The following is a 12,839-nucleotide window of genomic DNA, read 5'->3' on the forward strand; positions in this document are numbered from 1 at the left end:
AGTGGGAATATCCCGGCGGTCCCGTTTCGCAATACCAGGATCTTGTCTGTTTTCCAGCGGCGTATTAATAATGGCAGGGGTTAATGGATTAATTTTCATTGTAGGGCTCCTTCACGATCTTTGAGCGAGGTTATTTCTGTGCTTCGTTCTTTCTGGCGATATAAACTTCGATATAAGCACCAGGTGATATAGGTGCGTTGGGGTAAGGGACGATCATGATATTTTCATCGTTATCACAATCGGTATCATGAAATACTACCGACTGCTGACCTGCGTTTTTTATTAATGATGAAGAGATAGTATATTCCTGCGTTGCCAGCGATTTAACGTTTCCAGCCAGCACGGTCAGTGGCCAGTCAATATCGCACACATCTTCGATGGTTATATCATCGATAGCTGGCAATGTAGCGGGTGAAATAGTGCCACTGGATAACCTGGTAATATCATCGAAGATCTGCTTATACATTTTTTTGGAAAACGAACCGCCATATTCTGATGTGGTTTTCTTTGCGCTGGCTTTTTCTTTATTCGCATCTTTTTGAATTATCTTCGGCGTAATGATAATAAACCGTTGCCGATTTTTACTTTCCCGCAAGTTGAAGGTGGTATTCTTTTTTTCATGGACCGATAAACCGCCAATAATTAACGAATCACCCTCATCGACCGTTACCAGTGTGCTGAGATTGCCCGTCTTGTTATTATCTTCAGGCGCTGGCGTTGTCCCTTTGTTATACATATTGACTTTAATCTGCAACGCTTGCTGTTTGTCACTGGCGATAACACGGGGCGTGATTTGCAACACCGTACCGTTGGACGCAGTAGAGAGCGGATCATCTTTTGTCGCTGGTCGGTTTTGATTACTAAAATTAAAGACTGCGGGAAAATTCTCCATTGTTATCAGTGAAGGGCGAGCAGTTAACGACGCGCCGCCTCGTTCGACAATCCTTTGAATTTCAGCCTGAAATTTTTTCATCTCCTGGGCGTTAAGAACAGATTTGTTGCCGTTAATAACCTCATCGTAAACGCTGCCTCGGCGGCTTAAACGTTTTTCCTGCATGCCGGTGTTAAGAGCCTGGCGGTTATCCACGTCGATAACCAGGGTATCGATGGCGACCGATCTCAGCGGAACATCGAGCTTTTCAATGAGCTGCGCATACTCACTCCTTTTGGCGGGGTTGTCCTGAATGAGGATGGCATTGCTGCGTGTACTGACCACGATTTTCGGTTTGTCATCGCTGGATGCAGGCAGTGCAGGTGCCAGTGAAATGCGGTCAGTCAGCGCTGAAAATGAAGCGCCTAAGCGGTTATTAAATGGGGTTTTGCTTTCACCCGCCTCAAGCGCTGCCGGGTAATTGTAGCGCTGAAGCTGGGGCGAGGATTTGTTTGCATCTAATAGCTCCGATAATATTGTGCCAACCCCCGGAATGGTGATCAGTTCATTTTGATATTCAACCCGGATATCGGCCGCTTCAGCGAAACGCAAAGGAAAGAACATGGTTTCAAACGCGCCCCCTTTGTTTTTACTGGCATCAGGCTGTTCGGCAAACATTTTTATGAGGTTCACATATTCGGTTGGGCCACTTACCAATATTTCAGCGCTCTCCGGCAGTTCTCCCCAGCCAAATCGCTTATCCAGCAGACCTATATCCGTTAACGCTTTTTTAAGACTATCAATCGACTCGCCAGACACTTTAATCTTTAGCGAGTGCTGATCTGTTTTACTGCTGACGTATAATTTATCCTCGAAAATAAACCACTGTAAATTATATTCAAGCGCCAGGCGTTCAATAAACTGCTGAGCCGTATTAGCGCGTAGTTTATTCTTTACCGCTGCCGAAATTTTTGGATCTATAACCAGGCGTAGCGAAAATGCATGAGCAAAATCCTCCAGCACTTTATTTAACGGCGCTGGGGTGTTTTGATACGAGAATTCACTACTGTTTAATATGGCGGGCACAGCCGCCACGGCGTATTGATGTATAAAAGCTGTTAATAATATCAGGGTTAGTGTTGCGCAGCGTTTAAATAATCTGGCGCAATGCGAAAGAGGTGAATAAAAAATACGCCAGTAGAATTTCATACATGTCACCTGTTAGCTTATCGACCATCGTTAATAATTGAGCGAGCCAGGTTGTGATTGAGCGTCACTTCCTGGTTTGCAGCCCAGGTGGCAGAAGAATATTGTTTCATATGTTGATGAAACGTGAGCCAGTCGCCCATTGACATACCGTTCATATTTTTGGCAGAGGTCTGAAAATCACTGCTGGCTTGTTTTAATTTACTATCTAACTGGCTACGCACAGAATCCATTTTTAGCATATCGATTATCCCTGTTTTATTTATAAAGACGCAGATCCGGCCGGAAACCAAACAGCATGACGCTGGCGCGTTGTTCACCGAAACGGGCAATTCTGGGTAAGAAAGCCCATTGTTCTCCGCCGAGATATTTGGCAATTCGTTGGCTGGCAAGGTTAGATGCCATAATCCAGGCGACCATGGTTTCAAACCCATATTCACGGCCAAGCAGCAGCGCCGCCAGCCCAAGATGCACGCCAAGCCCGCTGCCGCAGCGATCCGCGCGCACATATAAGGCAATTTCCCCGGTTTGCCGGCAAGCTAACGTTCCCCAGCTAAAGCGGTTGATTGACAGCCAGGCGATAATTTCCCCTTTGCGCTCCAGTACGTACACCGGCAATTTATCTTGTTGATAAAGCTCGATATAAAACCCCAGTTCTTTCTCGGTGATCGGCCTTGTTACGGGAGAATTCGCACCGGTATTCGCTGTCTCATTAAAAATCATGGTCATGGCTTCAATATCGCTTTTTTGCGCCACCCTGAGCCCGCGGGGCAGCCGTTTTAAGATTCGCTCATCTAATTTCATTTCCATTAATTACCCTTCTTCCTGATTATTTTTCAGTATTTTTCGAACTCTGGAGAGCCTGGAACGTATTGTTCCAATCGGAATACCTAATTGCTCGGCGGCGTCGTTATAACTGGTGTCTGAATCCATAATATGGTAGATGACATTTTGCATTTTGAGCGGCAATTTATCGACCATAGCAATGGTTTCAGAAAGTTGTATTTTATGTTCGTTAATATAGTCAGGATTGAATATCTGATCGGAAATTAAAAAATTAACATCATCCAGCGCCACCATCTCAGGTTTATTAAATGTCTTTTTAAAATGATTTCGCACCAGGTTAGACGCAATGCCAAATAACCAGGTTTCTTTACTGGACGCACCAATAAACTTATGTTGATTGCGAAATGCTTCAAGGTAAGTCATTTGTACCAGATCATCTACATCACTTTGATTGTAAACCCGACGGCTGATGAATTTCCTGAGTCTGGTGGTAGTGTTTGCGACTAACTCATCTATATCGAATGCGTTTTTATCCGCTGATTCATTATTAACATTGATGGGTAACTTCCCCATAAAAATTCCCTTTGTATTATCCAGTTATTCCTTGCTCACTTATGAGTGGCAATGAAGTGAAAATCTGCCTGGTTAATTTGCAGAATATTTCAGGTACGTCTTCAGAGTGGTGGTCTGCTTTTATGTGCGCGGGTGGAGGGGAAATGCACGCTCTACATCACGTGATACGCTTTTAGGTATTTTCTTTTGCGCGCATTCCTGTGTTGAGAACACTAACGTAAAGGTGTTGTCTTTTGATTGATTTGAAAAATGTCGATTGCCGACGCGTTAGCTAATACAGAGATGATTATCGATGGTTAATAAAACTTACTTATTCGATCAATGTGAAAATATGTGGCGTTCATGAGACTGTTTTTTACGAAACTGGCCGTTCGAATGGTAAACCAGACTGAACTCATTGGTGCGGTTATTGTCATAACGATTGTCTTTATGATGGTTTTGCCACTGCCGGTTTTTATTATTGATACCGCACTCTCATTGAATATCTGTATTGCCACCTTGCTGGCCATCCAGGCATTATTTATGCAGCACCCGTTGGCATTTTCTACGTTTCCGGCAGTTTTACTGCTGACAACCATGTTCCGCCTCGCGTTATCCGTTGCCACGACGCGCATGATTTTATTGCAGCATGATGCGGGTCATGTTGTTGAAACTTTTGGTAATTTTGTCGCGGGCGGCAACCTGGCTGTAGGGTTGGTTATCTTTTTGATCCTGACGCTGGTTAACTTTCTGGTCATTACAAAGGGGGCTGAACGCGTCGCGGAGGTTTCCGCCCGTTTTAATCTGGATGCGATGCCGGGTAAGCAGATGGCCATTGATAGCGATTTACGCTCGGGCCTGATTGATACGGCAGACGCGAGGGTGCGCCGCGAGCAACTGACCAAAGAGAGCCAGCTTTTTGGCGCCATGGACGGGGCGATGAAATTCGTCAAAGGTGACGCCATTTCCGGGATTATCATCGTTTTTATTAACTTAATCGGCGGTTTTTCCGTCGGCATTTTGCAGCACGGCATGCCCGCCGCCGACGCCATGCATATCTACTCGATTCTGAGCATTGGTGATGGCCTGGTGGCGCAGATCCCGGCGCTGCTGATCTCGCTTGCGGCGGGCATTATTATTACGCGTGTTAATTCCGATAACGCGGCTTCCAGCGTCAATATCGGCGGTGAGATCATCTGGCAATTAACGCGCCACCCCAAAGCCTGGATCTATTGCGGCATCATTATGGCGCTGTTTGCGGTGGTGCCTGGCATGCCAGCAATGCTTTTCTCTACCCTCAGTTTGCTCTGCCTGACGTTAGCCTTCCTGCTTACCCGACAGGAAAAGCCCAGGCTGGAAATGGCGGGGCAACCTACTCCATCGATTGTCGGCGCTGAGCCTGATAATTCAACAGAACTAATGGGTTATGAAAATGTTCGCCGCTTTTTCCCGCTGCGTGCCTACCTGCTGCAATTTCATCCACAGCATCAGCAACAACCGGGGTTTGAACAACTACTCCAGCGCATCTATGCCCTACGTAACGACACTGTTTTTGAATATGGCCTCACGCTGCCCTCTTTCGAGCTTGAGGGTAATGCGCAACTGGCGCCCGATGAGTTTCGTTTCTGCGTGTATGAAGTGCCGGTTATTCGCGCAACGTATGATCCTGCTAAGTGCGCCGTCAACGCCAGACTGGTCGCAGAAGATGAAGGTACGCCCGGGCTTGAAGAGCGCGAAGAGCAAGGCTTGCGGTGGTTTGACGTTGACGATCACCGCTTATCACAGTACGAGACCGAAAAACGCACTTCGGGCGATCTGATCCTCGCCAGAATGCGGCGGGCCATTCTGTCAACGGGGTGGAAATTTGTCGGCTTACAAGAGAGCAAAGCGCTGATTGACTGGCTACGAAGCGAGCAGCCTGAGCTGGCTGATGAACTCGAAAGGTGCTTGCCCATCGCGTGGTTTTCGGCGGTTTTGCAGCGGCTGGCCGCAGAACGTGTCACCCTGCGACCGCTGCGCCTGATTGCCGAAACATTGATTAAACATAGCCGCCATGAATCCAACCTGATGGTGTTAACCGAGCTGGTTCGCCACGCGCTGAGAGAGCAGATTTGTTACCAGTACAGCCAACATGAAACGCTGAATAGCTGGTTACTGGCACCCGCCACGGAAGCGGTGTTCCGCCAGGCATTAAACGCGGCGGGCGCGCAGCCGATGACGCTCTCTGCGGTGATGCATGAAGCGTTACTTGCCCGTTTAGCGCAGTGCTTTCCCACTGATGAAGACGCCCCTTGTGTGCTGCTTGTCGAGCCTGAGTTGCGCGGCCCGCTTTCCGGTCTGCTACGGGAGTCGTCCACGCCTGTTCCGGTACTCGCCTTTTCGGAGCTTATTCCCTCGATAAAAGTCCAGATCCAGGGGCGGATCGATCTTGAAGCAGAAAACCACGAACCCGCAGAACATGCAGCAGATTGAGGAAAAACAGCATGCTCTATGAACTGAGAGTGCTTAGCGGCCTGAATAGCGGCGCACTGTTACCCTTGACCGGTACGCAGTGGTTGATTGGATCATCGCCCGATGCGGACATGGTGTTATACGACGCGGCGATTGCGCAAAACCATTGCCGGCTGCATGCGACGGATAACGGCTGGCAAGTGGAAGCCCTGCAAGGCGCGGTGCTGACGAATGAAGGTCGTCGCGTTGAACACATCGATAACCTCGAACCCGGTACGCCCTTCTCGCTGGCGGGGATTTGGTTATGTGTGGCGCAGTCAGACACGCCGTGGGAAACGGAAAGCGCTCCCGCTGCGCAAGCCGACAGCCAGCCGGGTTCGCACGCTCCGGTGGCTGAAAGACCGCGTGGTCGACTGAATAAAGCCGTGGCTGCGGTTTGTTTTATTCTCGCGATAGCCGCGTTCGGGCTGGGCGGTTTTTCTGGCAAAGACGCGCGGCCGGCGGCGATTTCTGCGCCGGTGCCGAAGCCGCAGAAAACGTTTCTTGAAACTGCCGCGCAAACCCGCGAAATGCTGGCTTCACTGCTTCAGCAGGCCGGTTTAGGGCAACGCGTCGATCTGGAAATAACCGGCAATGACAACATTGTTTTGCATCTGGTCGGCGATGATAAGTTACAGGCTGAAACGCAGGCGCTACTGCAACATTTTGCCCAGCGGTACCAGAGTGCTGCGCAAATCTCTGTGGATATTGTCCAGCCGCCGCCACCGCTGCCTTTTCGCATTGCCCTTGTGGTAAAGGGTGAATCCCCGTATATCGTGACCGACAACGGGCTGCGGGTGTTTATCAATGATGAGATTAGTGGCATCAAACTTCTCGCCATTAACGAAGAAAAGCTGATCTTTCAGGGTAAAACACGGTTTGAGGTGCCCTGGTGAGCGACGGCTGGCAAGAGGAACTTGCCCGCTGGCAGCAGGCCACACAACGCCAGCTTGAACAGACAGAGCCGGTAAACGTTATCGGCTCGGTGACCGGGATTAGCGGCATCGTTTTACAGTGTTATCTTCCGGGCGCGCGCTTAGGAGACTTATGCCTTTTGCCGCGCACGTCGGGCGACCCGATTATGGCTGAAGTAATTGGCTTTGATTCGCAGGAGGTTTCACTTGCCGCCCTGGATACGCTGGAAGGCATTAAGCCCGGTTCAGAGGTCCATCCTTTAGGTTTGCCCCACAGCATACAGGTCTCGCCAGCGCTGAAAGGGTGCGTATTCGATGGGTTTGGTCGGGCTCTTGGTGGGCAGGGGCAGGCCGCTTTTGTCGACACCTTAACCGCGCGATCTGTACCGGTGATGCATAACGCCACGCCGGCGACCGATCGCCTGTGTATTGATACGCCGCTCTACACCGGGCTCAGCAGTATTGACGGTTTGCTGACGCTGGGTGCAGGCCAGCGGGCGGGGATTTTTGCCGGGGCGGGATGCGGTAAAACAACGCTGCTGGCGGAGCTGGCGCGAAATATACCGTGCGACACCATCGTGTTTTGCCTGACGGGTGAGCGCGGGCGCGAGCTGCGTGAGTTTATGGACAGGGAGCTGGATGAAGCGCTACGTCAGCGCACCGTGCTCGTGTGCGCCACCTCGGATCGCAGCAGCATGGAGCGTGTGCGCGCTGCGTTTACGGCCACCGCCATCGCCGAAGGGTTTCGCCTGCAAGGGGAATCCACATTGTTAATTGTTGATTCGCTGACACGTCTTGCCCGCGCACAGCGCGAAATCGGGCTTGCCAACGGCGAACCGCCGGGGCGCAATGGCTTTCCTCCTTCGGTTTACAACCTGCTCTCGCGGCTGGTTGAACGCAGCGGACATACCCGGCAGGGCACTATCACCGCGCTGTATTCGGTACTGGTTGAACAAGATTCGATGCACGACCCGATTGCTGACGAAGTGCGCTCTTTAGTGGACGGGCATATTATCCTTTCGCGCAAACTGGCCGATCAGGGACATTATCCCGCCATTGATGTGGCAGCCAGCCTGAGTCGGGTCATGAATAATATTACGGGAACTGAACAGCAAACTATTGCCACACATATAAGGCAATTAATGACGGCCTATGCCGATATTGAAATGTTAATTCGTCTGGGAGAATACCAGACCGGCAGCGATCCCTTTACCGATTATGCGGTCGCGGTTAAACCGGCACTGGATAATATTCTCAAACAATCATTACGCGCGCCGCGAGCGCCTGAAATAACCTTAAATCAATTACGGGAGATCGTGGCGAATGCTCCGGGTCCGCAAGGTGTTTTATAACGCAGAGGATGAAAACACTGCAGATGAATCGCTAAGGTTAACTTCGCTGCTGCGCCAGTTATTATCGCTTTATCATTACCGGACGATAAAAACGGAACTGGCGTGGTTAAAGCAACAGCGCGAAATGGTAAAAATGGCGCAACAACTTGACGCGCTTAATCGGCACTTACAACATATCGCCCACTATAATCGTGATTACTTTTCCGCGATGAACGACCGTAATACACAGCGCGCGTTATCGTTAATGGATATGCGAAAGTGGCTTGAAAAAGAACAGGGAATGGTGCAGCAACAGCAGGACGCCATTTTGCGGATTAAGCAGCAAGAAACAGATTATCTGCGCCAGTGCGATGAAGTCGCTGCGCACTTTCAGCAGGTTATCGGAAAAAGAAAACGGCAGGAAAAGTTTCGTTTTATCCTTGAACAACTGCATGCCATTTAGTATTGGGCAAAGAGCCATTATTGATGAATAAAGCTGCGCTGTTATTTCCTCCTGTCAGTAAAGATGAGGTCATCGCCCGGCAATATCTGGATCGACAACCGATATTGAATTTTCAATGTAATGGCCAGCAAGGGCAGTTACGACTCTTTCCATTGCAGGCGGGAGAACGATTGCCGGATAAACCGATATGTTTTGCCAGTCAATACGGGAAATTACGCCTTTATAATGCGGAGCCTTTGTTGAACCTGTTATCGCTTTGTCCGTTATTAGCTGAAAATAATAATACCGCGGCGCAGTGGTACTGGGATGTGTATAACGCCGCGCTCAGTCAGGAAATTAAAAATATAGTCGGTTACTTGCAGCCTGCTGAGGAAAGCCATGAACCGGAAATTTATTGTTGGATTGAAATAAAAAATAGCGAGCAATATGAAAGAGGATTAATGGCGCTGTCGCCGTTAACATTAATTCGCCTGCTTCAGCATTCGGCATGGCACTTTTCCCCGACGCGGCAAAATAAGCAGTTTTTACTCTCTTTCCCGTTGATCCTGGCCTCAACGGAGCTTGCGGCAGACGCGTTACGGCATTTACGCGTTGGCGACATTGTGCTGCCAGAAAATCGGCTTTTTAACCCGGCAGGAGCAGGGCAACTGCAAATCGGCACACAGTGTTTCTCTTTACAGCAATGCGCCCCGCTGGCGCATAGATTTACGATTGTTTCCCATAAGGAGATAGAAATGGAATTCACCCCTGTTGATACGGCACTCCCGCAGTCGGGCGCGACGCTTCCCCCGGAGCCTTTATCGCGCGAGATCCAGGCACAGTCCCATGAAATGCCGGATCTTTCCTCTGTTCCCCTGAGGATAACGCTGCGTGCCGGAACGCTAACGTTAACCCTCGACGCGCTGCAGTCGCTACGGGCGGGTTCGATACTGACATTCACGGATTTTACCCCCGGTCAGGCGGCCATTTATTATGGCGAGCGCCCGCTGGCGCAGGGCACTTTGGTGGATGTTGAAGGTGTGCTGGGGCTGCAAATTACCCGCATGGAGCGTTTCTGATGGATATTCAGCAGATCAATCCCGCGGCGCTGGCACTGTTTATCGCGGCGCTGACGTTGTTGCCTTTGCTGATGATTATCTCCACCTCGTTTCTTAAAATTTCCGTTGTTTTGCTGATTGTACGCAACGCGTTGGGCATACAGCAGGTGCCTGGCAATATGGTGATCTACAGCATTTCGCTTGCCGCAACGCTGTTTATTATGGGGCCGGTGTTTAATGACATGACCCAGCGCGTGCGACAAATCTCACCGGATAAAATCGATGTCGCCGCGATTTATGCTCACTACCCGACGGTAATTGCGCCGCTGCAAAGCTTTTTACAGCGCAATATTGATGCAGATACCCATGTTCGTTTAACGGAAGCGGCAAAAAAACTATGGAAAGATCAGGCGAACAATCCCATAACGAGCGATAACCCTGTGCTGATATTAAGCGCGTTTGTCCTTTCGGAATTACAGTCCGGTTTTAAAATTGGTTTTTTAATTTATATTCCCTTTTTAGTGATAGACCTCGTTGTATCGACAGTGCTGATGGCATTGGGAATGCAAATGGTGGCACCGATGTTTATTGCTATTCCGCTTAAATTATTGCTTTTTGTTTTGATTGAGGGGTGGAGTCGTTTGCTTGAAGGGTTATTTTACAGCTACATTTAGCGATGAGAATAAATATGTATATTGTCGAGTTGCTCAAGCAGGGATTAATACTGGCGATGATGATATCGGTTCCGCCAGTAGTGACCGCTGTGGTGGCGGGTATTATCATTGCGCTGCTGCAATCGGTGATGCAATTACAGGATGCAACATTACCTTTTGCGTTGAAAATGGTGGCTGTTGGCGTCATTCTGGCTTTTTCTGGCCACTGGATGCTGCAAAAAACAGTGCAATTGAGTATTAACTGTTTTGACTTAATCAGCCAGATAAGAGCCTGGCAATGACGTTTGTCTCTTTCGACTGGTTAGGTGAGGCGTTAATGGCTCTGGTGAGTGCCTGTGCGCGTATTTACCCCTGCATGGCGATTATTATTGCTTTTTCTTTCCGGGAGATCAGAGGCGCGGTGCTCTACAGTATCGCACTGGTATTTACTTTGCTTCCCGCTACCACCTTTTATGCGCAACCCGATTTTGGCAATATCAAAGGCATCATGTTTATTATCATGATGATAAAAGAGTCGCTGCTGGGTATGTTTTTAGGCTTTCTGTTGGTTGTACCTTTCTGGTTATTCGAAAGCGTCGGGGTTCTGTTTGATAATCAGAGCGGCGGACAAATGGGTGAGCAAATTAACCCGGCGATAACTAATAGCGGATCTTTTTTTGGTTATGTCTTTAAAAGTATTTTTCTGCTGATTTTTATTCATTTTCACGGTTTCGCTTATCTCATTGATATTCTCTGGCGCAGCTACACCTTCTGGCCGATCGATAAACTTTTCTTCACTGACACAGCAGTAACCTTTAAACAGTGGTTAGCTTTTCTCGCAGACATATTCTCTTTTATTGTTATTTACAGCGCGCCTTTTGCTGTGCTGATGCTGATGATCGAATTTAGCGTGGCGATACTGAGCCTTTACAGCCCGAAAATGCAGGTCACCAGCGTGACCATCCCGTTAAAAATTATTATCGGTTTGTCCTTCCTGGTGATGTATATCCCGACATTACTGCATCTTGCGGAGCAGCAATTATTGCAGCCTGAGCGCGTCGTCCCGATGATTTCTTCCACGCTTAATCTGACGGCGGATTAAGCGATGGCGGAAAAAAACGAGCAACCCACGCCGAAAAAAATCCGCGATGAGCGTAAGAAAGGGAATGTTTTTAAAAATGAAGGGGTGCCGCTGCTGCTGCTGATCACGCTGGCGATGGAGTTTATTTTTATCATGATGGAGCGCGGTTTCGATCGTCTGCAACAGCTCTTCATTGTGGCGCTGAGCTTCATTACGCTGCCGTTTATTACAGCGGCAAAGCGGTTAACGCAGTTGCTGGCAGTCGAATTGAGTATTTTCCTGGCGCCTGTTCTGGGCGTGGCGATAGCGGCAAGGTTATTAGGAAACTGGCTGCAATTTGGCTTTCTCATCGCGCCTGAATCGGCGATGCCAAAATTTGAACGCCTAAACCCGCTACAAAAAATTCAGCAAATGTTCTCCTCCAGAGAGCTCGCAGAGTTGGTAAGCAGCCTGCTGAAATTCTTAACTATCGTCTATGCCAGCTACAGTGCGGTTTATCCGCATATCAACGAAATCGTCTTTCTGGCGGCAAGCCCGCTGATGCGCGTAGCGCAGGTGCTGCGTAACCTTGTTAGCGACATCTTTCATCACATGTTGATCCTGCTCGCTGTCTGGACGGCGCTCGATTTCGGCCTGCAAAAATATCTGTTTATCAAGACGCAAAGGATGAGCCTTGAGGAGGTGCGCCGGGAAAACAAAGATACCGAAGGCGATCCGCATATTAAATCGTACCGCAGAAGCCTGATGATGAGTCCGCCGCCGGTGCCCGTCGATGTGCCGCAGCCCGGGGAGGTGTTAAAGCTGGCGGATGTGGTGCTGAATGATGCCGCATCTCGGGTGGTTCTTCTGCGTTACGAACAGCAAAACATCGCGCTACCGCATATTCTTTTTAAACAGCAGGGCAAAGACGCGGTATCCGGGCTTCTTGATCGCGCCCGCGCGTTGAACATTCCGGTTATCGACGCGCCGCAGCTGGTTCATCTGCTGATGCAATACGAGAGTGGGCAGGCCATTCCACGCCAGGCGATTGCCCACACGGCGCATATTTACAACCAGCTACAGCAAATGAAAAAGCGCGAGCCAGAGACAGCGTGAGAGGTGTAAAAGAGGGGCGGTTTCCCGCCCCTCTTTGGTGCGACTTGAACCTGAATTACCGCAAAAACTTCAGGACAGCTTCAAGCAGTTGCAACAAGGCAACAATGAGTTTCAGGATCAGTATAAACATCTCCATTCCGCCCATACGCTTCTCCTCTGGTCAAGGAGCACTGGCTGACGTACCTTTCCGCTACCTGTTGCCAGCCTTATTGTTGGCGTAACGCAGTGTGCTCTTGAGGGGTTAAGGCACTGACGGCACCACCCGTTTCAGCCAGGAATTCTTGCGCCGTTGAACGCGGCCCCTCACGCTGGTTCGCAAGGTCATTATATATTAATACTGTTTATATATACAGTATTTAT

General features: G+C 49.4%; 14 protein-coding genes. 9 read left to right on the top strand and 5 right to left on the bottom strand.

Annotation, left to right across the window (positions count from 1 at the left end; all coding sequences use genetic code 11):
• Positions 1-130: 130 nt before the first annotated feature.
• From O3S68_RS16875 to O3S68_RS16890, 4 genes are read right to left on the bottom strand one after another with little or no spacing between them, the layout of a single operon-like run.
• Positions 131-2,080 carry a secretin N-terminal domain-containing protein gene (locus O3S68_RS16875; protein WP_269232033.1) on the bottom strand — a complete coding sequence of 650 codons (1,950 nt, stop codon included), beginning with the start codon at positions 2,078-2,080 and terminating at the stop codon, positions 131-133.
• 17 nt (positions 2,081-2,097) lie between these two features.
• The gene (locus O3S68_RS16880; RefSeq protein WP_020455818.1) at positions 2,098-2,319 is read right to left on the bottom strand and encodes a hypothetical protein; all 222 of its coding nucleotides are present in this window, start codon (positions 2,317-2,319) and stop codon (positions 2,098-2,100) included.
• Between the two features lie 16 nt (positions 2,320-2,335).
• Positions 2,336-2,887: a GNAT family N-acetyltransferase gene (locus O3S68_RS16885; protein WP_269232034.1), complete on the bottom strand. Its 552-nt coding sequence runs from the start codon at positions 2,885-2,887 to the stop codon at positions 2,336-2,338.
• A gap of 3 nt (positions 2,888-2,890) precedes the next feature.
• A complete protein-coding gene (locus O3S68_RS16890) occupies positions 2,891-3,436 on the bottom strand; it encodes an RNA polymerase sigma factor (protein ID WP_020455816.1) in 546 nt (181 codons plus the stop codon).
• Between the two features lie 333 nt (positions 3,437-3,769).
• Here O3S68_RS16890 and sctV point away from each other — a divergent pair, with 333 nt between their 5' ends.
• The 9 genes from sctV to O3S68_RS16935 are packed head-to-tail and all read left to right on the top strand — an operon-like array spanning position 3,770 to position 12,479.
• Positions 3,770-5,887, top strand: a complete 2,118-nt coding sequence (sctV, locus tag O3S68_RS16895; RefSeq protein WP_269232035.1) for a type III secretion system export apparatus subunit SctV — start codon at positions 3,770-3,772, stop codon at positions 5,885-5,887.
• Positions 5,888-5,898: 11 nt separating this feature from the next.
• Positions 5,899-6,801 carry an FHA domain-containing protein gene (locus tag O3S68_RS16900; RefSeq protein WP_269232036.1) on the top strand — a complete coding sequence of 301 codons (903 nt, stop codon included), beginning with the start codon at positions 5,899-5,901 and terminating at the stop codon, positions 6,799-6,801.
• Positions 6,795-8,171 carry a FliI/YscN family ATPase gene (locus O3S68_RS16905; RefSeq protein WP_442913171.1) on the top strand — a complete coding sequence of 459 codons (1,377 nt, stop codon included), beginning with the start codon at positions 6,795-6,797 and terminating at the stop codon, positions 8,169-8,171. The genes O3S68_RS16900 and O3S68_RS16905 overlap by 7 nt, the downstream gene beginning before the upstream one ends.
• Positions 8,161-8,613, top strand: a complete 453-nt coding sequence (locus O3S68_RS16910) for a hypothetical protein (RefSeq protein WP_269232038.1) — start codon at positions 8,161-8,163, stop codon at positions 8,611-8,613. The genes O3S68_RS16905 and O3S68_RS16910 overlap by 11 nt, the downstream gene beginning before the upstream one ends.
• A 23-nt stretch (positions 8,614-8,636) precedes the next feature.
• Entirely contained in the window at positions 8,637-9,671 is a 1,035-nt protein-coding gene (locus O3S68_RS16915) for a FliM/FliN family flagellar motor switch protein (RefSeq protein ID WP_269232039.1), read from the top strand.
• Entirely contained in the window at positions 9,671-10,324 is a 654-nt protein-coding gene (gene sctR / locus O3S68_RS16920; protein WP_269232040.1) for a type III secretion system export apparatus subunit SctR, read from the top strand. Before O3S68_RS16915 ends, sctR begins: the two co-directional genes overlap by 1 nt.
• A gap of 14 nt (positions 10,325-10,338) precedes the next feature.
• Positions 10,339-10,605 (top strand): EscS/YscS/HrcS family type III secretion system export apparatus protein, encoded by a 267-nt coding sequence (locus tag O3S68_RS16925; RefSeq protein WP_269232041.1) that lies wholly within the window; start codon positions 10,339-10,341, stop codon positions 10,603-10,605.
• The gene (locus O3S68_RS16930; protein WP_020455808.1) at positions 10,602-11,405 is read left to right on the top strand and encodes an EscT/YscT/HrcT family type III secretion system export apparatus protein; all 804 of its coding nucleotides are present in this window, start codon (positions 10,602-10,604) and stop codon (positions 11,403-11,405) included. The genes O3S68_RS16925 and O3S68_RS16930 overlap by 4 nt, the downstream gene beginning before the upstream one ends.
• A 3-nt stretch (positions 11,406-11,408) precedes the next feature.
• The gene (locus tag O3S68_RS16935) at positions 11,409-12,479 is read left to right on the top strand and encodes an EscU/YscU/HrcU family type III secretion system export apparatus switch protein (RefSeq protein WP_269232042.1); all 1,071 of its coding nucleotides are present in this window, start codon (positions 11,409-11,411) and stop codon (positions 12,477-12,479) included.
• 55 nt (positions 12,480-12,534) lie between these two features.
• Here O3S68_RS16935 and tisB read toward each other — a convergent pair whose 3' ends face one another.
• On the bottom strand, positions 12,535-12,624 hold the full coding sequence (gene tisB, locus O3S68_RS24310; protein ID WP_017458115.1) for a type I toxin-antitoxin system toxin TisB: 90 nt from the start codon (positions 12,622-12,624) through the stop codon (positions 12,535-12,537).
• Between the last annotated feature and the right edge of the window lie 215 nt (positions 12,625-12,839).

Origin of the sequence: Kosakonia sp. SOY2 (genome assembly GCF_027109175.1) — a bacterium.
Taxonomy (GTDB): Bacteria; Pseudomonadota; Gammaproteobacteria; order Enterobacterales; family Enterobacteriaceae; genus Kosakonia.

Coding starts and splice junctions, on each gene's coding strand:
- O3S68_RS16875 (WP_269232033.1), bottom strand. CDS start 2,080: ATGAAATTCTACTGGCGTATTTTTTATTCACCTCTTTCGCATTGCGCC.
- O3S68_RS16880 (WP_020455818.1), bottom strand. CDS start 2,319: ATGCTAAAAATGGATTCTGTGCGTAGCCAGTTAGATAGTAAATTAAAA.
- O3S68_RS16885 (WP_269232034.1), bottom strand. CDS start 2,887: ATGGAAATGAAATTAGATGAGCGAATCTTAAAACGGCTGCCCCGCGGG.
- O3S68_RS16890 (WP_020455816.1), bottom strand. CDS start 3,436: ATGGGGAAGTTACCCATCAATGTTAATAATGAATCAGCGGATAAAAAC.
- O3S68_RS16900 (WP_269232036.1), top strand. CDS start 5,899: ATGCTCTATGAACTGAGAGTGCTTAGCGGCCTGAATAGCGGCGCACTG.
- O3S68_RS16915 (WP_269232039.1), top strand. CDS start 8,637: ATGAATAAAGCTGCGCTGTTATTTCCTCCTGTCAGTAAAGATGAGGTC.
- sctR (WP_269232040.1), top strand. CDS start 9,671: ATGGATATTCAGCAGATCAATCCCGCGGCGCTGGCACTGTTTATCGCG.
- O3S68_RS16925 (WP_269232041.1), top strand. CDS start 10,339: ATGTATATTGTCGAGTTGCTCAAGCAGGGATTAATACTGGCGATGATG.
- O3S68_RS16930 (WP_020455808.1), top strand. CDS start 10,602: ATGACGTTTGTCTCTTTCGACTGGTTAGGTGAGGCGTTAATGGCTCTG.
- O3S68_RS16935 (WP_269232042.1), top strand. CDS start 11,409: ATGGCGGAAAAAAACGAGCAACCCACGCCGAAAAAAATCCGCGATGAG.
- tisB (WP_017458115.1), bottom strand. CDS start 12,624: ATGGGCGGAATGGAGATGTTTATACTGATCCTGAAACTCATTGTTGCC.